This window comes from Roseovarius dicentrarchi (assembly GCF_003316635.1).
Taxonomy (GTDB): domain Bacteria; phylum Pseudomonadota; class Alphaproteobacteria; order Rhodobacterales; family Rhodobacteraceae; genus Roseovarius; species Roseovarius dicentrarchi.
Genome location: NZ_QNQP01000019.1, coordinates 23,898 through 45,176, shown reverse-complemented (window position 1 = coordinate 45,176; position 21,279 = coordinate 23,898). Strand labels below are relative to the sequence as shown.

The window sequence follows — 21,279 nt, the reverse complement described above, 5'->3', positions numbered from 1 at the left end:
TGCACGAAAAAGGCGGCCCGATGGGGCCGCCTTGAAAATGCGCTGGATGGTCAGGATTTAGTACACGACCACGCTGCGGATGCTCTCGCCCGCGTGCATCATCTCAAAGCCCTTGTTGATCTCTTCCAGCTTCAGGATGTGCGTGATCATCGGATCAATCTCGATCTTGCCGTCCATGTACCAATCGACGATTTTCGGCACGTCCGTACGGCCTCGCGCGCCGCCGAACGCGGTGCCTTTCCAGGTGCGGCCAGTGACCAGCTGGAAGGGGCGCGTGGAGATTTCGGCGCCCGCAGGCGCCACGCCGATGATGATGCTCTCGCCCCAGCCCTTGTGCGCAGCCTCAAGCGCGGTACGCATCACGCCCACGTTTCCGGTGGCATCGAAGGTGTAATCGGCCCCGCCGCGTGTCAGCTCGACCAGGTGTCCGACCATGTCGCCCTTGACGTCCTTCGGGTTGACGAAATCGGTCATGCCAAAGCGCGTCGCCATTTCCTTTTTGCTGGGGTCCAGATCAACGCCGACGATCTGATCGGCGCCAGCCAGGCGCAGGCCCTGAATGACGTTCAGGCCGATGCCGCCAAGGCCAAACACAATGGCGCGGCTGCCGATTTCTACCTTGGCCGTGTTGATCACCGCGCCGATGCCGGTGGTCACGCCGCAGCCGATATAGCAGATCTTGTCGAACGGCGCGTCCTTGCGCACCTTGGCCAGCGCGATTTCAGGCACAACCGTATGATTGGCGAAGGTCGAGCAGCCCATGTAGTGATGGATCGGCGTGCCATCGAGCATGGAAAACCGGGTAGAGCCGTCAGGCAGCAGCCCGGCGCCCTGGGTCGTGCGGATCGACTGGCAAAGGTTGGTTTTGGGGTTCAGGCAGTATTCGCACTCGCGGCATTCGGGTGTATAAAGCGGGATGACGTGATCGCCCACTTCCAGCGATGTCACACCCTCGCCCACCTCGATCACGACGCCCGCGCCCTCATGGCCCAGAATGGCGGGAAAGATCCCCTCGGGGTCGTCGCCCGAACGGGTGAATTCGTCCGTATGGCACAGACCGGTCGCCTTGATTTCGACCAACACCTCGCCCTTGCGGGGGCCATCCAGATTGACCTCCATGATTTCCAATGGTTTGCCGGCCTCCAAGGCCACCGCTGCTGTTGTGCGCATGATAGGATCCTTTATCTTCGCGTCGTTTGTCCCGCCGGACATTGGGCGAAATGCCGACTGGTTTCAACAACGCAAAGCCGCTTGGCTTGCAACCTGCGCATTTATTGGCATTTTGGTGCGTGGTTTATTTGGAGTTCTTGATGTCACGCTTATCCCTTGCCGCCTGCATGGCCGTGCCCGCCGCATTGATGCTGGCCGCCTGCCAGCCCGCCACGAACAATGATCCCGTCCTGAACCGCCCGGACCGCGATGCGTGCGGCGCTGCTGCCTACTCGAACCGGGTGGGAAAGGATCACACCGCGTATGATTTCAGCGCGCCGAACCGGCCGGTGCGCGTGCTGGGCCCGAACACCCCGATGACGATGGATCACCGGACAGAGCGGCTGAACGTCGATATCGACACGCAAGGCAGAATCACGCGCATCTGGTGCGGCTGACCTGACGGAAATGCAGGCCGGGTGGCGGCGGCCCGGCCTGTTTTTGTTATGAATTCTGCACATGGCAATGACTCGACTCGCTTTGTTTCAATGGATATTTAGGAACAAAAAGTGAACAATCGGTTGTCATGGCCAATCGCCGAATCCTTTCCGTCTGGTTTCCCCGCCTCGGGGCCGACCGCCTGCTGCGCCGCTTGGGCGATCTGCACGGCGCGCCCTTTGCGGTGCTGGAGGAAACCGGCCAGATGCAGATCATCAGCGCGCTGTGCCCGCTGGCCGAGGCGGCGGGCCTGCGCGTGGGCCAGCCTGCGCGCGATGCCCATGCGATGTGCGCCGGGCTGATCACGCGGACGCGCAACATCCACGCCGAGGCGGCGTTTTTGAACGTGCTGACGCGCTGGGCCGGGCGTTACACTCCGTGGGTGGCGGCGCAGCCGCCGGATGCCCTGATGCTGGACATTACCGGCTGTGCGCACCTCTTTGGCGGCGAGGCGGCAATGATGGCCGGGCTGGCCGAGGAAGCAGGCGATATGGGCGTTGCCGCCATCTGCGGGCTGGCCGACACGCCCGGCGCGGCCTGGGCGCTGGCGCGTTATGCAGGGCGCGGCGCGGGCCATGACAGATCCGGCGATGCCATTGACCAGGAGGCGCGCGCGACCCGGTCCCGCGCCGCCAAGCGCCGCCATTGGGAGCGGGGCGGCACCGCGCCCGCCACCGCCGCGCAAGGCAGCGCGCCGCGCATTGCCGCGCCGGGTCAGACACGGCAGGCGCTGGCAAATCTGCCGGTCGCGGCGCTGCGTCTGGATGGCGATACGACCGCCGCACTGGCCCGGCTGGGCCTGCGCCGCATTGGCGAGCTGACCGGCCAGCCGCGCGGCCCGCTGGCGCGGCGCTTTGGCCGGGGGCTGCTGATGCGCATGGATCAGGCGCTGGGCGCCGCGCCCGAACCGGTGTCACCCCATGCCGCCCCGCCCCGCTTTGCCACAAGGATCAGCCTGCCGGATCCCATCGGCCTGCGCGCGGATGTGGAGGCCGCCTTGGGGCGCCTGATCCCCCGCCTGTGCGAGATGCTGCGCATCAAAGGCCAGGGCGCCCGCGCCCTCCGGCTGGAGGCGTATCGCTGTGATGATACAATGGTTTGCGTCGAAATCGGCCTTGCCCGGCCCGCGGACCTGCCTGAACGTATCGCACCGCTTTTCGCCCTGAAGCTGGACGATCTGGATGCAGGGTACGGCATTGACGTCCTGCGGCTTGAGGCCACAAGGACCGAGCCGTTGCACAGCGCCCGCCCCGCCGGGCATCTGGACGCCACCAACGCCGCGCGCAACCGCGCCGCACGCGACACCGCGCTGGAGGACCTGATCGGGCGCATCGGCGCGCGCACCGGGCTGGACGCGATCACACGCCGCCATCCGGCCAGCAGCCACATCCCCGAGAAATGCGCAAGCGTTCAGCCCGCCGCATGGTCAGAAGCCGCCCCGCCCGGCAGCTGGCCCAGCCCGCCAAACGCGCGCCCCCTGCTGCTGTGGCGGCCTGAATTGGTGACCGCGCATGACGCCCCCCGCCCGCCCCTGCAATTCCGCTGGCGCGGCGCCCTGCATGATCTGTCAGACGCCCGCGGCCCGGAACGGATCGCGCCCGAATGGTGGCTGGACGAGCCGGAATGGCGCAGCGGCGTGCGCGATTACTGGGACATCGTCACGCAAGGCGGCGCGCGGCTGTGGCTGTTTTACGCACATGGCGCAGCGCTCAGCCCCGGCTGGTTTTGTCAGGGGCAATTCGCCTGATGCGCCGGCGCGGCAAATCACGCGACAGATAAGGACTTGATTTAACCCGATATCGGCGCAACTGTTGACAACATGAGTTTTCAGTCACCCTCCCCCAGTTTTGCTGCACCTGACAGGGTGACATTTCACCGGACCGAACTGGGGGTGATCCTGTCCCTTTACGGTCGGATGGTGGCGGCGGGCGAATGGCGCGACTACGGCATTTCGACCTTGCGCGACGTGGCTGTCTTCTCGGTGTTTCGTCGCACCGCCGAATACCCGCTCTACCGGATCGAAAAACGCCCCAAACTGCGCGGCAAACAGGGGCAATACGCGGTGATCGGCATGGACGGGCAGATCCTGAAGCGCGGCGCGGACCTGCGCCAAGTTCTGCGCGTGCTGGAACGCAAGCTGATCCGCGCTATCGACTGACCCCGCCTTCCGGGAATAATGCACAACGCGCGATGCTGGCAGAGATTTTTCGCGAAAAATCTTAGCCGGTCCCCCGGCTGGGCCGGGGGACCGGCGCGTTATACCACGTCCTTGTAGCTGACTTCCGGCGTATCCCTGCCCGCACGTTCGCGCCGCACGATCAGCCGGCTCAGCGCGTGGACATATGCCTTGGCCGAGGCAACGACCGTGTCGGTATCCGCCGATTGGCCGGTCACGATGCGCCCGCCCTCTTCCATTTTGACGGTAACGGTCGCTTGCGCATCGGTCCCTTCGGTCACGGCATGCACCTGATACAGCTGCAACCGCGCCTCATGCGGAAAGAGGTTCTTGACCGCGTTGAAACATGCGTCCACCGGGCCATCGCCCGTTGCCTCGGTCTTGTGCGCCGTGCCGTCGATTTCCAGCGTCAGGGCCGCTGTCTGCGGTCCTTCGGTGCCGCAAACGACGCGCAAGGACTTGATGACAAGGCGGTTCTCCTCTTCGGAGGCGTCCGTGCTGGCCAGCGCGATCAGGTCCTCGTCATAGACCTCCTTCTTGCGGTCGGCCAATTCCTTGAACCGAACAAACACGTCGTTCAGCTGGTTATCGGCCAGCTCATAGCCCAACTCTTTCAGTTTCGAGCGCAGCGCGGCGCGGCCGGAATGCTTGCCCATGACCAAATTCGTTTCAGTCAGGCCGACATCCTCGGGGCGCATGATCTCGAATGTCTCGGCGTTCTTCAACATGCCGTCCTGATGGATGCCGCTCTCATGCGCGAACGCGTTCTTGCCCACGATCGCCTTGTTGAACTGAACGGCAAAGCCGGAAACCGTGGCGACGCGGCGCGAGATGTTCATGATCTTGGTCGTGTCGATCCGCGTGCGATAGGGCATGATGTCGCCGCGCACCTTCATCGCCATCACCACCTCTTCCAGCGCGGTGTTGCCGGCACGCTCGCCCAGACCGTTGATCGTGCATTCGATCTGGCGCGCGCCGCCCTCAACGGCGGCCAGCGAATTGGCCGTCGCCATGCCCAGATCGTTATGGCAATGGGTGGCAAAGATGATCTCGTCTGCGCCCGGCACCTCGGCAATCAGGCGGCGGATGAGATCGGCGGATTCCACCGGCGCGGTGTAGCCGACCGTATCGGGAATGTTCACCGTGGTTGCGCCCGCCTTGATCGCAATCTCGACGACGCGGGCCAGATAGTCCCATTCGGTGCGGGTGGCATCCATCGGTGACCACTGCACATTGTCGCACAGGTTGCGCGCGTGGCTGACCGTCTGATGAATCCGCTCGGCCATCTCATCTTGCGTCAGGTTCGGAATGGCGCGGTGCAGTGGCGACGTGCCGATAAAGGTATGAATCCGCGGCTGGCGCGCATGTTTCACCGCCTCCCAGCAGCGGTCGATGTCGCGCAGATTGGCGCGGGCCAGCCCGCAGATCACCGCATCCTTTGAGCGCTTGCCAATCTCGGACACGGCATTGAAATCACCCTCGGACGCGATGGGAAAACCGGCCTCGATGATATCGACGCCCATTTCGTCCAGCAGCTGCGCGATCTCCAGCTTTTCGGCGTGGGTCATGGTGGCGCCGGGCGACTGTTCGCCATCGCGCAGGGTGGTGTCGAAGATATAGACGCGCTCTTTGCTCGTGTCGGTGCTGGTATCGGTCATTGTCTTTTATCCGTCTGAAAATGTTGCTGGATCGCGGCCACGTCACTGCGCTGAAATACATGCGGCACTGTCATGGGTTTGGTCCTGATGCGGGTTCCGGTCTGATATCCGGCGCGTAACAGCACATCCCCTGAGCGTTCGCGCCGGGCAGGCACGCTCAGAGGCGGCTTAGCAGCAGGGCAGCAATCAGCGCACGGCGCGGGCCGTGTGCGTCAGGGGCGATATGCTGCGTCATGTTCATGCGCGCCACGTTACGCAAAGCGCGCCGCGATGAAAAGGCGCTTTTTTATCTGCATGGCGTTGAAGCGCCGCGCCGCCCGCCTACACTTTCAGGCATGACACATAGATCCCTCATCATCGGCGCCTCGGGCGGTATCGGCAGTGCGATCACCGCGAAATTGCAACAAAACGGCAGCGAGGTGACAGCGCTGTCGCGCAGTGCCGATGGCCTCGACATCACGGACGAGGCCAGCGTCAAGGAGGTGCTGGACCGGGTGGAAGGTGAATTTCAGCTGATTTTCGTTGCCACCGGCGCGCTGGAGCTGAACGGCAACGGCCCGGAAAAGGCGCTGAAAGAGCTGGATGCGCAGGCCATGGTCGCCCAATTTTCCGTAAATTGCATCGGTCCGTCGCTGGTGATGAAACACGCGCTGCACCGCCTGCCGCGCAACGGCCCCAGCTGTTTCGCCGCCCTTTCGGCGCGCGTCGGGTCCATTGGCGATAACAAGATGGGCGGCTGGTACTCTTACCGCACCGCCAAGGCCGCGCTGAACCAGATGATCCACTCCGCCGCGATCGAGCTGAAACGCACCCACCGCGAGGCCGTGTGCGTCGCGCTGCACCCCGGCACGGTACAGACCGATCTGACTGCGAAATTCGCCGGCAATCACCCCACCGTCACGCCGGACGAGGCGGCCCATAACCTGCTGTCGGTCTTGGAGGGGCTAAGCCCGCGACAAAGCGGCCAGTTCTTCGACTGGCAGGGCGAGCGCGTGGAGTGGTAGCGCCGCGGCTGGTACTGGTTCTGGGCGACCAGCTGAGCGAGGAGATCAGCGCGCTTTGCGCCGCGGATAAGGCGCGCGACATCGTCGTGATGGCCGAAGTCGCGGGCGAGACTGAATATGTCCCGCACCACCCCAAGAAGATCGCGCTGGTGCTGGCCGCCATGCGCCATTTTGCGGCCAGCCTTGAGGCAGACGGTTGGACCGTCGCCTATACCAAGCTGGACGATCCAGGCAACTCCGGCACGATCCCCGGCGAGCTTTTGCGCCGCGCGGAGGCGCATGGCGCCAGCGACGTGATCGCCACAAGCCCCGGCGAATGGCGCCTGATCACCGCGCTGGAGGAGATGCCGCTAAAGGTGCACCTGCTGGCCGATGACCGCTTTATCGCGTCTCTGGACGAGTTTGACGCATGGGCCGAGGGGCGCAAAGAGCTGCGGATGGAGTATTTCTATCGCCAGATGCGGCGCAAGACCGGGCTGATGATGGAGGGCGATGATCCGGCAGGCGGCAAGTGGAATTTCGACCACGACAACCGCAAACCGGCGCAGGCCGACATGCTGCGCAGCGCGCCGATGCAGTTCACCCCCGATGACGTGACAGAGAACGTCCTGCAACTGGTCGAGGGCCGTTTTGCCAGTAATTTCGGCACGTTACGCCCGTTTCATTTTGCCGTCACGCGCGGTCAGGCGCTGCGCGCGCTCGACCACTTCGTGAAATACCTGCTGGAAGGGTTCGGCGATTATCAGGATGCGATGCTGCAAGACGATGCCTTTCTGCATCATTCCCTGCTGTCGCCCTACATGAATCTGGGCCTTCTTAACCCTTTGGAAGTGTGCCAGCGCGTAGAACAGGCGTGGAAGGAGGGGAAAGTTCCGATCAACGCCGCGGAGGGGTTCATCCGCCAGATCATCGGCTGGCGCGAATATGTGCGCGGGCTCTATTTCCGCGAGGGGCCGGATTATACCACGCGCAACGTGCTGGGCCATGACCGCGCGCTGCCAGCGATGTATTGGGGCGAAGAAACGCGGATGAATTGCATGGCCCATGCGATAGGCCAGACCGAATCCGAGGGGTATGCGCACCACATCCAGCGGCTGATGGTGACAGGTAATTTCGCGCTGCTGGTCGGCATCGCGCCGGCCGAGGTGCATGAATGGTATCTGTCGGTTTACATCGACGCCTTCGAGTGGGTAGAGGCGCCCAATACCATCGGGATGAGCCAATGGGCCGATGGCGGTATCATCGCGTCGAAGCCTTATGTGAGTTCGGGCAATTATATCAACAAGATGTCCGATTATTGCGGCTCTTGCGCGTATTCGGTGGAAGACAAGACAGGGCCAGATGCCTGCCCGTTCAACACGCTCTACTGGCATTTTCTTGACCGGCACAGGGACCGGTTTGAAGGCAATCACCGGATGGGCATGATCTATCGCAGTTGGGACAAGATGAACGAGGATAAACGCAAGACGATGCTGCAAACCGCCGATGCGATTCTGCAAAAACTGGACGATGGCGAAACCGTCTAGCGTGCCAGCCAATCCGCCGCCGCGCGCCCGGCATGGCGGCCCGTGGCAAGGCAGGCCGTGATCAGATAGCCGCCGGTCGGCGCCTCCCAATCCAGCATTTCGCCCGCCGCAAACGTGCCGGGGCGATCCTTCAGCATAAGGCCGGTATCCAGCGCATCAAAGCGCAGTCCGCCCGCCGTCGAGATCGCCTGATCCATCGGTAACGGTCCGTGATGAATGACCGGCAACGCCTTGATGAGCGGCGCCAGATCGTCGGGCAGCGGGCGGGCGAACTCCATCAGCAGCGCCTGTTTCTCGGGCGCCCATTTCAGCGCCTTGCGCAAATGGTTGGCCACGCTTTGCTTGCCGCGCGGGCGGCCCAGCCGCGCGCGCAGATCCTCGGCCGTCAGGTCAGGCATCAGGTCCAGCAGCAACGGCGCGCCCTCGCGCATGGCGCGCGACACCTCATAGATGCCGCCGCCCTCGATGCCTGCGCGGCTGATCACGATTTCGCCGCGTGAGGTTTGCGATCCCGCACGCAGGGCAATCCCCTTGACCGGCGCGCCCAGATACCGCTGCATATGGGGCGACCAATCCACCGCAAAGCCCATGTTTGCGGGCTGAAACGGCGCCACCTGCCCCGGCAGATGCGCCGCCCAGGCACCATCCGATCCCAGCCGCGCCCAGGATGCGCCGCCGCAGGCCAGCACGGTCGCGCGCGGTGTCAGGCGGCGCAGGCCGTCCGGTGTATGGATCAGCAGCGCGCCCCCATCCCAGCCCTGCCAGCGCCAGCGGCGCTGGATACGCACGCCAAGGCTGTCCAGCCGTGCCAGCCACGCGCGCAGCAGCGGCGATGCCTTCATCGCGTTGGGAAAAACCCGCCCCGTCGATCCGGTAAACAGCGGCTGGCCCAGGGCGCGCGCCCAATCCTGTACCGCGTCCGGGCCAAATGCGCGCAGCATGGGATATATCGGCGCGGCGCCCGCGCCATAGGCTGCCAGAAAGGCGTCCATGTCTTCGGCCTTGGTCAGGTTCAGACCGGATTTACCGGCCATGAGAAACTTGCGCGCGGGCGATGGTTTCGCCTCGGCCACCGTGACGGAATGGCCGGCGCTGCCCAAGATTTCAGCGGCCATCAGCCCGGCGGGGCCTGCGCCGATGATCAGCGCTTCGGGGGAATTTTCCAATCTATGCCTCTTGCCTCTGCGGAGTACCGCGCCATCCTTTTGGCTGTGAGCGCCGCGAGGATCAACCGATAGAAAACGTCACCCCAATATGCCCTATCTGCCTGCGCCCGATACCGCCGGACGCCAAGCAGAGCCTGCATCACCTGACGCCCAAGCTGAAGGGCGGCAAGGGCGGGCCGGTCGTACGCGTGCATCAGATCTGCCATAACGAGATTCACGCGACCCTGACCGAAGCCGAACTGGCGCGCGACTATAACACGCCCGAGGCACTGCGCGCGCATCCCAGGCTGGCCAAGTTCATCGCCTGGGTGCGCAAAAGGCCGCCTGCGTTTCACTCGAAAACGCCGAAAAGACTGCGCAAGCGGCCCTAGAAAATTCTGCGAATTTTCAGGCGCTGCGCACCGTGTCGATCATCAGCTGCACGTTATCGGGGTCCGCATCGGGCGTGATGCCATGCCCAAGGTTGAAGATATGCGGCCCACCCCGCAGCGCGCGCACGATGCGCTGCGTTTCGCTGACCAGTTCCGCACCGCCAGTGACCATATGCGTTGATTTCAGATTGCCCTGCACGCAGCCATCGGGCTGCACATGTTCGGCCACCCATTCGGCGGTGACGAAATTATCGACCGCAACGCAATCGGCGCCGGTTGCCTTGGCAAAGCCGATATAGGCGTCGCCGGCCTGACGCGGAAAGGCGATGATCGGCGTATCGGGGTGGCGCGCCTTGAGCGCGGCGATGATCTGGCGGGTCGGCTCCAGCGCGTAACGCTGAAAATCGTCGCCGCGCAGCGATCCGGCCCAGCTGTCGAACAGCTTGACCACTTCGGCGCCGGCATCAATCTGGGCCGACAGGTATTCGATCGTCGCGGCTGTGATCAGCTCGATCAGCGCATCGAACACCGCCGGGTGGGTGCCTTTCAGCGCGTGCGCGGGCCCTTGGTCGGGCGTGCCCTGCCCGGCGATCATGTAGGTGGCCACGGTCCACGGCGCGCCGGCAAACCCGATCAGCGTGGTTTCCTTGGGCAAGGCCGAGGCCAGATTGCGCACGGTCTGATAGATCGGCGACAGCGTCTCGTGAATATCGTCCACGCCGCGCAGCTGGGCAAAATCGGCCTCGCCCGTGATGGTGGACAGGCGTGGCCCCTCGCCGGTGACAAACCACAGATCCGCGCCCAGCGCCTGAGGCACCAGCAGAATATCGGCAAAGAGGATCGCGGCATCAAACCCAAAGCGGCGGATCGGCTGAAGCGTGACCTCGGTCGCCAAATCGGGATTATAGCACAGCGACAGAAAATCGCCGGCCTCGGCGCGTGTCGCCTTGTATTCGGGCAGGTAGCGGCCGGCCTGACGCATCATCCAGATGGGGGGCGTGTGTTGCGTCTCGCCCGCCAGGGCGCGCAGGATTGTCTTGTCTGATGTCTGGTTGGCCATGATGCATCCTCTCATTTTGCAGCGGTCGTCGCCCTCCCGGCAATGGAAGTCAAGCGCGGCCTCTCTTGCCTTGCGCCCCTGTCACACCTAAACCACCCGCATGACATTGCAATTGCCCACACCCATGGCCCCGTTGAAACTGGGCACGCGCGGATCGCCCCTGGCCCTTGCCCAGGCGAATGAAACACGCGCGCGCCTTGCTGCCGCGTTCGATCTGCCGCATGAGGCGTTTCAGATCGTGGTGATCAAGACGACTGGCGACCGGATCATCGACCGCCCGCTGAAAGAGATCGGCGGCAAGGGTCTGTTCACCCGCGAGATCGAGGATGCGCTGCTGTCCGGCGGCATCGACATCGCCATCCATTCGATGAAGGACATGCCGACGCTTCAGCCCGGCGGTCTGCTGCTGGACACCTACCTGCCGCGCGAGGATGTGCGCGACGGGTTTGTGTCGGCAGAATACGCACAGTTGTCGGATTTGCCGGAAGGCGCGAAAGTGGGCACATCGTCATTGCGGCGCCGGGCGCAGGTGCTGGTGGCCTATCCGCATCTGGACGTGGTCGAATTTCGCGGCAATGTGCAGACCCGGTTGAAGAAACTGGATGACGGCGTTGCCGCCTGCACATTCCTGGCCATGGCGGGATTGAAGCGGCTGGGCCGCGAAGAGGTGGCGCGCAGTGCGCTGGACCCGTCCGAGATGCTGCCCGCCATTGCACAAGGCGCCATCGGGATCGAGCGGCGCGCGGATGACAGCCGCGCCGCCGAAATGCTGAGCGCGATTCATGACGCCACCACCGGCCAAAGGCTGGCGGCCGAGCGGGCGTTCCTTGCTGCGCTGGACGGATCCTGCGAGACGCCGATTGCGGGTCTGGCGGAACTGGACGGCGACACGCTGCATCTGCGCGGCGAAGTGCTGCGCCCGGATGGGTCGCAAACCATCAGGGATGCGCGCAGCGCGCCGATTGCGGACGGCGCGGACCTGGGCCGCGCCATGGCGGCGGACATGCTGAAAGAGGCCGGGCCGGGATTTTTTGACTGGCGGTAATGCAGTGCAAGCCTGCGGCGCCTAGGTCGGATCGTCCTTGGGAGCAAGCTCCGCATCGGTGTCATCCCAGTCCCATGGCCGGGTGAATTGCCCCAGAACCTCGGACACGCGGGTATCGTCAGTCTCGCCGTGTCGGTCCACCAGCGCCACAAGACCGCGTTTTTTATCGTCCATCACCTCGGCCACGCGGGCCGCGCTGCCCGCATCCTTCAGCGCCGCATCATAGACGCGGGCGATGGCGCGCTTGCGCAGGTCCGGTTTGAACACCTTGCCCACGGCGGTTTTCGGCAACTCATCCAGAATTTCGATGTATTTCGGCACGGCGGCGCGTTCGCGCACGCGCTGGCGGCAATGCTCCAGCAACGCATCGGTGGTGACCTCGCCGCCGTCGACCAGTTCGACATAGGCGCAGGGCAATTCGCCCGCATGGGCATCCGGCTGGCCAATCGCGCCGGCGCCGGCAACGGCGGAATGGGCCATCAGCGCCTCTTCGATGTCGGCGGGGTCGATGTTGTGACCGCCGCGAATGATCAGATCCTTGGCGCGGCCTGTGATCCACAGATACCCGTCGGGGTCGATCCGGCCCAGATCGCCGGTGCGCAGGTGATCGCCGTGAAACAGCTCGCGATTGCGGGCCGGGTCGGTATAGGTATTGCCCACGTAAACGCCGGGATTGCTGATGCAAATCTCGCCGACCTCGTCGGGCTGGCATTCGATCGGGCCATCATCCGTACCGCGCAGAATTTTGACATCCGTATAGGGTAGCGGAATACCGACCGAGCCGACCTTTTTTGCCCCCTCGGGCGGGTTGCAGGACACAAGGCAGGTCGCCTCGGTCAGGCCGTAGCCTTCGATAACGCTCATGCCAGTGGCCGATTCGAACCGCTTGAACAGCTCCAGCGGCATCGGCGCGCTGCCGGAAAAGGCGTTTTTGACGCGGCTGATATCCGCATCAACCTTGCGCTGCATCAGGGCGGCAACGGCGGTTGGCACGGTGATGACAAACGTCACGCCCCAGCGTTCGCACAGCTTCCAGAAATTCCCGATCACACCGTCGCCGCGATACCCCGCCGGGGTGGGCAGGATCACATGCGCGCCCGATTTCAGCGCCGACATCAACACCACATGACAGGCAAACACGTGAAACAGCGGCAGCGGGCACATCAGCACGTCGGTTTCGTCAAACAGCAGCCGGTCGCCCAGCCAGCCGTTATAGACCATCCCGGAATAGCGATGCTGCGCCATCTTGGGCATGCCCGTGGTGCCGCCGGTGTGGAAATAGGCGGCGACGCGGTCCGTGGCGCTATCTTCAAACGTCAGCGCGTCAGGCTGGCGGGCGATCTCGCGGGTCCAGCCCAGCACATCGGCGCGCTCTACGCCGTCATCCCTGGGCCGCAAAAACGGCACCAGCCAGCTTTTCGGTGGCCTCAGATAGCGGTTCAGATCCACCTCCAGCACCGTGCGCACTCTGGGCGCGTGGCGCACGGCCTCGGCGGTTTTCGCGGCGATATCCGTCTTTGGAAATGCCTTCAGCGTGACGACGACGCGCGCGCCCGTCTCGCGCAGCAGGGCAGCGATCTGTTCCGGCTCCAGCAGCGGGTTGATCGGCGCAACAATGCCCGCAATCATCGCGCCCAAAGTGGCGCTGGCCGTCTCCAGCGTGTTCGGCAGGATCAGCGCGACCGCGTCATTTGCGCCCACGCCAAGGCTGCGAAACAGGTTCGCCGCGCGGCACACATCGGTGTGAAACTGCGCCCATGTCAGGGTTTGCGCCGGATCGCGCGCGCCCGAGGTCAGCTGATAGCTGATCGCCGGGCGGTCCGGGTGCGCGCGGACGGTCGCGCGCAGCATGGCGTACACCGTTTCGGGGCGCGGGCGGGCCTGCCACGGCATTTCCGACTGAATATCAAGCGCATCCTGCCGGTTCGCGAATGTCATCAAACCTCCTCTGGCCGGCGCAGCGGGCCGATTGCCGGTCAGAATGGGCGCGATCCCGAGTTGGCGCAAGGCCAACTGCAAAACTGCCGAAGGATCGGCGGTAAATCTTGCTTGACTAATTTAGTCGGGAAAGTCAGTAATGCCCCATGAATTTTGTCGGATACTGTTAGGACACCTCTTATGCTGACCACCCTCACCGCCCGCCTGATTGCGGCGACCAGCCTGATCGCCATCTCAAGCGCGGCCATGGCCGCCGAGGTCAATGTCTATTCCTCGCGTCATTACGACAGCGACGATGCTCTTTACGAAGAGTTTACCAAGCAGACGGGCATCACCGTCAACCGCATCGAAGGCAAGGCAGACGAGCTGATTGCCCGTCTTGAGGCCGAGGGCGACAACAGCCCCGCCGACGTGCTGATCACCGTCGATGCCGGCCGCATGGCCCGCGCCGAAGAGGCCGGCGTGCTTCAGGCGTATGACAGCGACGTCGTCGACAATGCGGTGCCGTCGCACCTGCGCCACCCCGACGATCTGTGGTTCGGCGTCAGCCAGCGCGCGCGCATCATCTTCTACGACAAGGAGCGCGTCGAAAACCCGCCCCGCACTTACGAGGCGCTGGCCGATCCCGAGTACAAGGGCCAGATCTGCATCCGCTCCTCCTCCAACGTCTACAACCAGTCGCTTCTGGCCTCGATCATCGAGGCGGATGGCGCTGATGCCGCCAAGGAGTGGGCGCAGGGCGTTGTCGACAACATGGCGCGCGCACCGCAGGGCGGCGACACCGACCAGCTGCGCGGCCTTGTGTCGGGCGAATGCGATATCGCCGTTGCCAACCACTATTACTTCCTGCGCGGCTTCGATTCGGACGTCGAAGGGCTGAGCGCCAAGATCGACAGCATCGGCTGGGTCTGGCCCAACCAAAGCGGCCGCGGCGCCCACCTGAACCTGACCGCCGCCGCGATGGCCAAATCCTCCCCCAACCCGGAAGAGGCGCTGGCCCTGCTGGAATTCCTGACCGGCGAGTACGCACAGTACCATTTCGCCAACCAGAACAATGAATATCCCGCGGTGCCGGGTGTCGGTCTGGACGCAGATACCGCGCGCCTTGGCTTCTTCGTGCCCGATACGTCGACGCCCACGGCATCCTTCTCGGCCAATGCCAAGCAGGCGCAGGAGATTTTCAACGCGGTGAACTGGCAGTAAAGCCCGGCTGCCAAGTTGCCACTTCAAAACGGGCCTTCGGGCCCGTTTTTTCGTTCTGCCGCGCTATGGCACGCGCAGAACGGCGCCCGGATTCATGATGCCCTGAGGGTCCAGCGCCGCCTTGATCGCCCGCATCGCGGCCAGCTTGGCCGGGTCGGCGTAACGTTCCAGATCCTCCACTTTCAGGCGCCCGATGCCATGTTCGGCACTGACTGATCCCTCCATGTCATGTACCAGATCATGCACCGCGCGCTTGATCGTATCGCGCTGGTCCTCATGGTCGGCGCGGCTATGGCCCGGCATTGGAAACACGTTGTAATGCAGGTTGCCGTCGCCCAGATGCCCAAAGCAGTTGATGCGAAACTGACCAATCGCGCCGATCACCTCTGCCCCTCGTTCGATGAACTCGGCCACCGCGCCCAAGGGCAGCGACACATCGTGCGAGCTGACCGAGCCGATATGCCTGTTCGCCTCCGGCACCGATTCGCGCAGGGACCAAAAATCGGCCCGCTGCGCTTCGGACTGGGCAATCAGCCCGTCTGACGCCAGCCCCGCCGACAGCGCGTCTGCGAACAAGGCAGCCAAGGCGCCCGCCGGGTCCAGCCCCCGCGCAAGGCCCACGTCAATCAGGACGAACCATTCAGGCGGATCCGCAAACGGTTGCCGGACCTGCGGCATCGTTTCGGCCAGAAATGCCAGACATTGGCGATGCATCAACTCAAACGCGCTGACCCCCTCGCCCATGTGGTCGCGTGCAAGCGCCAGCAGTTTAAGGGCGGCGGCCGGGCTGTCCACCACGATCAGCGCCGTCCCCTCCCCCGCCGGGCGCGGCGCCAGTTTCAGCGTCGCCGCCGTGATCAGGCCCAGCGTCCCCTCGGAGCCGATCAGAAGATTGCGCAGATCGTAGCCGGTGTTGTCCTTGCGCAGGCGTTTCAGGCCGTGCCAGATGTCGCCCGACGGCATCACCACCTCCAGCCCCAGACACAGATCACGCGCGTTGCCATAGCGCAGCACATTGACGCCGCCCGCATTTGTCGCCAGCAGCCCGCCAATACGCGCGCTGCCCTTGGCCGCAATGCTGAGCGGGAACAGCCGCCCGGCGGCGCTGGCTGCGTCATGCACATCCGAAAGGATCGCGCCCGCCTCGACCACCATTGCGTTCTCGTCAGGATAGATCGCGCGGATCCGCGTCATCCGCTCCAGCGAAATCAGCAGCGGCGCCGCACCGCCATCGGCCACCTGTCCGCCCACCAGGCCCGTGCCGCCGCCAAACGGCACAACCGGCACGCCCGCCGCCGCCGCAAGGCGCAGCGCACTGGCCGCCTGCCCGGCCGTTTCAGGCGCAACGATAGCGCAGGCGTGACCTGTCCAACGGCCGCGTGGCTCGTGCAGATAGCGCGGGGCGGGATCGCGCAGCGCGGCAGGCGGCAGCGCCGATTTCAGATCATTCAGAAAGGTGGCATGTGAGGCATCATTTTTCATAGCGCGACACTAACGCCGTTACCGCCCCGCGTGAACGGCCAAAGCGGCGCGCCGGAAAATTCGCAGAATTTTCTTGTCCTACAGCCCTATTTCCAGCAGCCCCGCATCGCTGCGACCGCGCCTGTCATGGCGCAGCGCGGCATACAGAACATGCGTGCGCCACCGCCCGTCAATCTGAAGATAGCTTTGTGCGACACCCTCGTACTTAAAGCCGCATTTCTCCAGCAATCCGCGCGATGCGGTATTCGAGGGCAGACACGCCGCCTCGATCCGGCTGATGTCCAAACGGTCAAATGCGTAATGCGACACCGCCTGAATCGCCTCGCGCATGTAGCCCTGCCGCGCATGGCTCTCGCCGATCCAATAGCCCAGCGTTCCCGACTGGCTGGGACCGCGCCGCAGGTTATCCAGCGTGATCGCGCCCAGCAGGCGGTCATCCTCGCGCCGGATCAAAAACAGCGGCAGCGCCGTGCCGCCCGTAATGCTGCGCTGTGCCCAGTAAACACGGTTGGCAAAGCCCTTGCGCGACAGGTGATCGGCAGCCCAGCTTGGCTCCCAGCGGCTGAGAAATGCGGCACTGCTGCGCCGCAAATGCACCCAGTCCCGAAAATCAGGCATGGCGGGCTGGCGCAGGGTCAGCCGCTCGGTTTCGATGCGGACCTTGCGACGCGGCAAAAACATCAGGCCGCGCGCCGTGTCTGGAGGGCCTCCAGCGTCGGCGCATCCTGCACCGGCCCGTACAGCGCAAGCGCGGCAGGCGCATCCTGCGCGATTGTCTCGGCCAGTGTGCGCACATCCGCCAGCGTCACGGCATCAATTTTCTCTACCACTTCTTCCAGCCCCGGCACACGGCCCCAGATCTGGATCATCCGCGCCAGACGCTCGGCCCGGTTGCTGGGGCTCTCCAGCCCCATCAGCAGCCCGGCCTTCATCTGGGCGCGGGCGCGCTCAATCTCGTCGGGGCGCATATCGCCAGCCGCGCGTTTCATCTCGTCAATCGTGATCTCGGCAAGGCCCACCATGGATTCGCCCGATGTGCCCGCATAGACCGTCATCATGCCGGTATCCGCATAGGCGCCCGCTTGCGCGTAGATCGTGTAGCACAGCCCCCGCTTTTCGCGGATTTCCTGAAACAGGCGCGATGACATGCTGCCGCCCAGGGCGGTGGCATAGATCTGCGCCGCATGGATCTGGTCGTCGCCATAGGCGGGCGATTCGAATGCCAGCGCCATATGCGCCTGCTCCAGCGTCTTGATGGTGCGGCTTTCGCCGCCCTGAAACCGCGCGGGCGGCGCGATGGGCGCATCGCCCTGTGCCATATCGCCAAACATCGCCTCAGCAGCCTTGACCAGTGCGTCGTGATCGACCGCGCCTGCCGCCGACAGCACCATCTGGCCGGGGCGGTAATGCTGATCGACAAAGCCGGTCAGATCGGCGCGGCTGAAGCGCGCCACCCCTTCGTGCTGGCCGAGGATGGCACGGCCCAGCGGGTGATCGGGATACGCCTTTTCCTGTAGCCAGTCGAAAATGATGTCATCGGGCGTATCCAGCGCCTGACCGATTTCCTGCAAGATCACGCCGCGTTCAATCTCTATTTCCTTGGGGTCAAACGTCGAATGACGCAGGATATCCCCAACCACGTCCAGCGCCAGCGGCACGTCATCCTTCAGCACACGGGCGTAATACGCAGTGACTTCGCGGCTGGTATAGGCGTTGATATAGCCGCCCACATCCTCGATCGCCTCGGCTATTTGCAGGGCGCTGCGGCGGTGCGTGCCCTTGAACGCCATATGCTCCAGAAAATGCGCAATGCCGTTCTGCGCCGTCTCTTCGTTGCGCGCACCGGCCAGCACCCAGACGCCAACGGCCGCCGATTGCAGGCCCGGCATCGCCTCGGTCACGACGCGAAAGCCGTTGGAAAGTGTGGTCAGGTTTACCGTCAACGCGCGATCCGTTCTTTGATGAGGGTCTCGATGGCGCCAAGGTCATTGTCGACCTCGGTGATCCGTTCATCCCGCTCATACAGGTCCGCCATATGCGGGGGCAAGGGGGGGTGCTGGCCGCTCGCCTCCTCCACCGCTGCGGGGAATTTGGCCGGATGCGCCGTGGCCAGCGTAATCATCGGGGTGGCGGGGTCCAGATGCTGCTCGGCCACATGCACGCCGATGGCGCCGTGCGGGCACAGCAATTCGCCGGTCTGCTCCCACGTGCGGCGAATCGCGGCGCGGGTCTGATCCTCGTCCGCGCGGCCGGAATCGAACGTCTCGCGCAGGGCCTCAAGCGCGCCCTGGCTGACGGTGAACCCGCCGGCCTTCAGTTCCTCCATCAGTTGGGCGGTGGCGGGCGCATCGCGGTCATATGCCTCGAACAGCGCGCGTTCGAAGTTGGAGGACACCTGAATGTCCATCGACGGGCTGATCGACGGGATGACCCCGTCCGGGGTGTAGCCGCCGCCGCTCAGGCAGCGGTGCAGGATGTCGTTCTGGTTTGTCGCCACAACCAGACGGTCGATGGGCAGCCCCATGCGTTTGGCGATATAGCCGGCAAAGACGTCCCCGAAATTACCTGTCGGCACGGTAAAGCTGACCTTGCGATGCGGTGCGCCCAACGCAACGGCAGAGGTGAAATAATACACCACCTGCGCCAGAACGCGCGCCCAGTTGATGCTGTTGACCCCGGCAAGGCCGACAGCATCACGAAACGCGAAATCATTGAACATATCCTTAACGCGGGCCTGACAATCGTCAAAATGGCCGGTCATCGCCAAGGCATGCACGTTCCCTTCGGTCGGGGTGCTCATCTGGCGGCGCTGCACCTCGGATACGCGACCGTGCGGATAAAGGATGAACACATCCACCATCTCCAGCCCGCGAAACGCGTCGATTGCAGCGGACCCGGTATCGCCGCTGGTCGCACCCACGATGCAAACGCGGCTGCCGCTGCGTTTGAGCGATGCCTCGAACAGCTGGCCGATCAGCTGCATCGCGAAATCCTTGAACGCCAAGGTCGGGCCGTGAAACAGCTCCAGCAAGTGATGCCCCGGCGCCAGCTGCACGAGGGGCGCACGTGCGGCATGGGCAAATCCGGCATAGGCGCGCGCGATGATGTCCTGAAATTCGGTATCGGTGAACGCGTCGCCGATATAGGGGCGCATGATGCGAAACGCCGCCTCCTCATAGCTCAGGCCCGCAAGCGCGGCGATCTCTGCCTGAGACATCTGGGGGATGGTTTCAGGCAGGTACAAGCCGCCGTCGCGCGCAAGCCCCGTCAGCATCGCCTCTTCAAAGCTCAGGATCGGGGCCTGACCCCGCGTGGAGATATATTTCATGTCTCAAACCTCACATCAGTTTTGCGCGACGCGGCGCACGCGCCACAGCAGATAGCCTGTCATCGCCAGCCAGATAAGGGCCAGTGAGAACCAAGTGATCGCGTATTGTAAATGGTCGTTCGCAATTCCCGCACTGCCAACCGGCAGGGGCGTTATACTGTCCGGCGTGCCGCCCTCTTGGCTGCGAACAACCAGCAACACAGGCTCGGTCTCCAACGCGGCGGCCATGGCAGGGACATCGCGGGCAAACCATATATTCTCGTCCAGATCCGGCGCAGGGGTGTAACTGTCCGTTTCCTGCGGCCAGTGCAGATTGCCAATCAGGCGCACATTGCCCATCGCGCGCGGCGCGTCTTTCGCCTCCAGCGGGACAAATCCGCGATCGACCATAATGCGGCGGGATCCGACCTCCAGCGGTTGGATCAGGCGATATCCCGCGCCCAAGTCCTTGGCCCCGACCAGAACATGCAATTCGGGGGCCGCCAACGCGCCGGTGACGGTGACAGGGCTGTATTTATCGCGCTCTGGATCAATCTGCTGCGGCAGGGACGCCGGGGCGCCCGCGATGCGCGCGTCGATATCCGCCAGGATGGCCTGCTTCCATGTCAGGCGCTGCAACTGCCAAACCCCCAGCGACAATAAAATGGCCGCGCCCAGCAGACCAAATATCAGTGGAACCGCGATCCGCCGCATCACCTGTGATCCTCTTCAAGGCAAAAATGCGGAAGGCTGTCCCTTCCGCATTTTTCTAATGTTGTACGAATCCCCGCGCAGTGCAGAGTTTTATCCGACTGTTCAGCCGCCCCAGATGTAGATCGCTGCAAACAGGAACAACCAGACAACATCGACGAAATGCCAATACCATGCCGCCGCCTCAAGCCCGATGTGATTGTCGGGGGTGAAATGGCCGCGCATCGTGCGCAGAAGGCAGATGAACAGAAAGATCGTGCCGATAAAGACGTGAAAGCCGTGGAAGCCCGTGGTCATGAAGAAGATGCCACCATAGACGTTGCCGGAAAAACCGAACGCCGCGTGGCTGTATTCGTAAAGCTGGAAGATGGTGAACAGGATGCCCAGAACAACAGCCAGCGCCAGACCTTTCTTCATGTCTTCGCGGTTGTTTTCATGCACCAGGGCGTGGTGCGCCCATGTTGCCGCCGCGCCCGAGCAAAGCAGGATCAGCGTGTTGATCAGCGGCAGATGCCAAGGATCGAACGTCTCGATACCCACGGGAGGCCAGACACCGTCGATACCGGGCGAAAATTCGCCCATCGGGTACATCGCATTTTTGAAAAACGCCCAGAACCATGCGGCAAAGAACATCACTTCGGACATGATGAACATGATATAGCCGTAGCGCAGGCCGATCCGCACCACCGGCGTGTGATCACCCGCCTGATTTTCTGCCACGGTTTCCGACCACCAGCCGAACATGGTATACAGCACGCCCGCAAGCCCGGCCAGGAACAGCCATGGCTGGTTGTTGTCAACCTGCGGCGACATCCACAGAACGGCGCCGAACAACATGACGAACGCCGCGACCGACCCCAGGAGGGGCCATAAAGACGGGGGTAGAATGTGGTAGTCGTGGTTCTTTTCGTGTGCCATCTTAGTGTTCCCTCGTGGACGGGCCTCAGACATATCGCTCAAAACCTTACAAATGGCTAAGCGCGAC

Annotated in this window: 19 protein-coding genes; 8 read left to right on the top strand and 11 right to left on the bottom strand. The window is 63.7% G+C overall.

All coding sequences use genetic code 11. The features are described 5' to 3' along the window. Positions 1–57 precede the first annotated feature (57 nt). Complete coding sequence (locus tag DQ230_RS13085; protein ID WP_113913060.1) at positions 58–1,170, bottom strand: S-(hydroxymethyl)glutathione dehydrogenase/class III alcohol dehydrogenase; 1,113 nt, start codon at positions 1,168–1,170, stop codon at positions 58–60. A gap of 140 nt (positions 1,171–1,310) precedes the next feature. Here DQ230_RS13085 and DQ230_RS13080 point away from each other — a divergent pair, with 140 nt between their 5' ends. The 3 genes from DQ230_RS13080 to DQ230_RS13070 all read left to right on the top strand — a co-directional run bounded on the left by DQ230_RS13080 (position 1,311) and on the right by DQ230_RS13070 (position 3,805). Beyond that, the gene (locus DQ230_RS13080; protein ID WP_238987529.1) at positions 1,311–1,607 is read left to right on the top strand and encodes an I78 family peptidase inhibitor; all 297 of its coding nucleotides are present in this window, start codon (positions 1,311–1,313) and stop codon (positions 1,605–1,607) included. Positions 1,608–1,735: 128 nt separating this feature from the next. Further along, positions 1,736–3,394 (top strand): Y-family DNA polymerase, encoded by a 1,659-nt coding sequence (locus DQ230_RS13075; protein WP_113913059.1) that lies wholly within the window; start codon positions 1,736–1,738, stop codon positions 3,392–3,394. A gap of 72 nt (positions 3,395–3,466) precedes the next feature. Then, positions 3,467–3,805, top strand: a complete 339-nt coding sequence (locus DQ230_RS13070; RefSeq protein WP_113913058.1) for a DUF2794 domain-containing protein — start codon at positions 3,467–3,469, stop codon at positions 3,803–3,805. 98 nt (positions 3,806–3,903) lie between these two features. Here the strand turns inward: DQ230_RS13070 and DQ230_RS13065 are convergent, their stop codons facing one another. After that, positions 3,904–5,481, bottom strand: a complete 1,578-nt coding sequence (locus DQ230_RS13065) for a 2-isopropylmalate synthase (protein ID WP_113913057.1) — start codon at positions 5,479–5,481, stop codon at positions 3,904–3,906. 335 nt (positions 5,482–5,816) lie between these two features. Between DQ230_RS13065 and DQ230_RS13060 the strand changes: the two genes are divergently transcribed. Together DQ230_RS13060 and DQ230_RS13055 are read left to right on the top strand one after the other, a co-directional pair. After that, complete coding sequence (locus DQ230_RS13060) at positions 5,817–6,485, top strand: SDR family NAD(P)-dependent oxidoreductase (RefSeq protein WP_113913079.1); 669 nt, start codon at positions 5,817–5,819, stop codon at positions 6,483–6,485. Beyond that, positions 6,479–8,011 carry a cryptochrome/photolyase family protein gene (locus DQ230_RS13055; protein WP_113913056.1) on the top strand — a complete coding sequence of 511 codons (1,533 nt, stop codon included), beginning with the start codon at positions 6,479–6,481 and terminating at the stop codon, positions 8,009–8,011. Before DQ230_RS13060 ends, DQ230_RS13055 begins: the two co-directional genes overlap by 7 nt. Here DQ230_RS13055 and DQ230_RS13050 read toward each other — a convergent pair. Beyond that, positions 8,008–9,177 (bottom strand): TIGR03862 family flavoprotein, encoded by a 1,170-nt coding sequence (locus DQ230_RS13050; RefSeq protein WP_113913055.1) that lies wholly within the window; start codon positions 9,175–9,177, stop codon positions 8,008–8,010. The genes DQ230_RS13055 and DQ230_RS13050 overlap by 4 nt on opposite strands. 68 nt (positions 9,178–9,245) lie before the next feature. Here DQ230_RS13050 and DQ230_RS13045 point away from each other — a divergent pair, with 68 nt between their 5' ends. Beyond that, positions 9,246–9,548 (top strand): HNH endonuclease, encoded by a 303-nt coding sequence (locus tag DQ230_RS13045; protein ID WP_113913054.1) that lies wholly within the window; start codon positions 9,246–9,248, stop codon positions 9,546–9,548. Positions 9,549–9,564: 16 nt separating this feature from the next. Here DQ230_RS13045 and hemE read toward each other — a convergent pair whose 3' ends face one another. Beyond that, entirely contained in the window at positions 9,565–10,608 is a 1,044-nt protein-coding gene (gene hemE / locus DQ230_RS13040) for a uroporphyrinogen decarboxylase (RefSeq protein WP_113913053.1), read from the bottom strand. Between the two features lie 100 nt (positions 10,609–10,708). Between hemE and hemC the strand changes: the two genes are divergently transcribed. Then, positions 10,709–11,653: a hydroxymethylbilane synthase gene (gene hemC / locus DQ230_RS13035; protein WP_113913052.1), complete on the top strand. Its 945-nt coding sequence runs from the start codon at positions 10,709–10,711 to the stop codon at positions 11,651–11,653. Positions 11,654–11,674: 21 nt separating this feature from the next. Here the strand turns inward: hemC and DQ230_RS13030 are convergent, their stop codons facing one another. Then, on the bottom strand, positions 11,675–13,591 hold the full coding sequence (locus DQ230_RS13030) for an acyl-CoA synthetase (protein WP_113913051.1): 1,917 nt from the start codon (positions 13,589–13,591) through the stop codon (positions 11,675–11,677). Between the two features lie 180 nt (positions 13,592–13,771). On the opposite strand from DQ230_RS13030, the gene DQ230_RS13025 reads away from it, so the two are divergent. Then, positions 13,772–14,794, top strand: coding sequence for an extracellular solute-binding protein (locus tag DQ230_RS13025; protein WP_238987528.1), 1,023 nt, complete (start codon positions 13,772–13,774; stop codon positions 14,792–14,794). Positions 14,795–14,857: 63 nt separating this feature from the next. Here DQ230_RS13025 and DQ230_RS13020 read toward each other — a convergent pair whose 3' ends face one another. The 6 genes from DQ230_RS13020 to DQ230_RS12995 form a co-directional block, all read right to left on the bottom strand. Next, complete coding sequence (locus tag DQ230_RS13020; RefSeq protein WP_113913050.1) at positions 14,858–16,276, bottom strand: FAD-binding oxidoreductase; 1,419 nt, start codon at positions 16,274–16,276, stop codon at positions 14,858–14,860. Positions 16,277–16,354: 78 nt separating this feature from the next. Further along, on the bottom strand, positions 16,355–16,957 hold the full coding sequence (locus tag DQ230_RS13015) for a GNAT family N-acetyltransferase (protein ID WP_162497442.1): 603 nt from the start codon (positions 16,955–16,957) through the stop codon (positions 16,355–16,357). Then, positions 16,957–18,219, bottom strand: coding sequence for a M16 family metallopeptidase (locus tag DQ230_RS13010; protein WP_113913048.1), 1,263 nt, complete (start codon positions 18,217–18,219; stop codon positions 16,957–16,959). Before DQ230_RS13010 ends, DQ230_RS13015 begins: the two co-directional genes overlap by 1 nt. After that, a complete protein-coding gene (gene thrC, locus DQ230_RS13005; RefSeq protein ID WP_113913047.1) occupies positions 18,216–19,604 on the bottom strand; it encodes a threonine synthase in 1,389 nt (462 codons plus the stop codon). Before thrC ends, DQ230_RS13010 begins: the two co-directional genes overlap by 4 nt. A 15-nt stretch (positions 19,605–19,619) precedes the next feature. Next, positions 19,620–20,297, bottom strand: coding sequence for an SURF1 family protein (locus DQ230_RS13000; RefSeq protein WP_113913046.1), 678 nt, complete (start codon positions 20,295–20,297; stop codon positions 19,620–19,622). 102 nt (positions 20,298–20,399) lie between these two features. Beyond that, the gene (locus tag DQ230_RS12995; protein WP_113913045.1) at positions 20,400–21,212 is read right to left on the bottom strand and encodes a cytochrome c oxidase subunit 3; all 813 of its coding nucleotides are present in this window, start codon (positions 21,210–21,212) and stop codon (positions 20,400–20,402) included. Positions 21,213–21,279 lie beyond the last annotated feature (67 nt).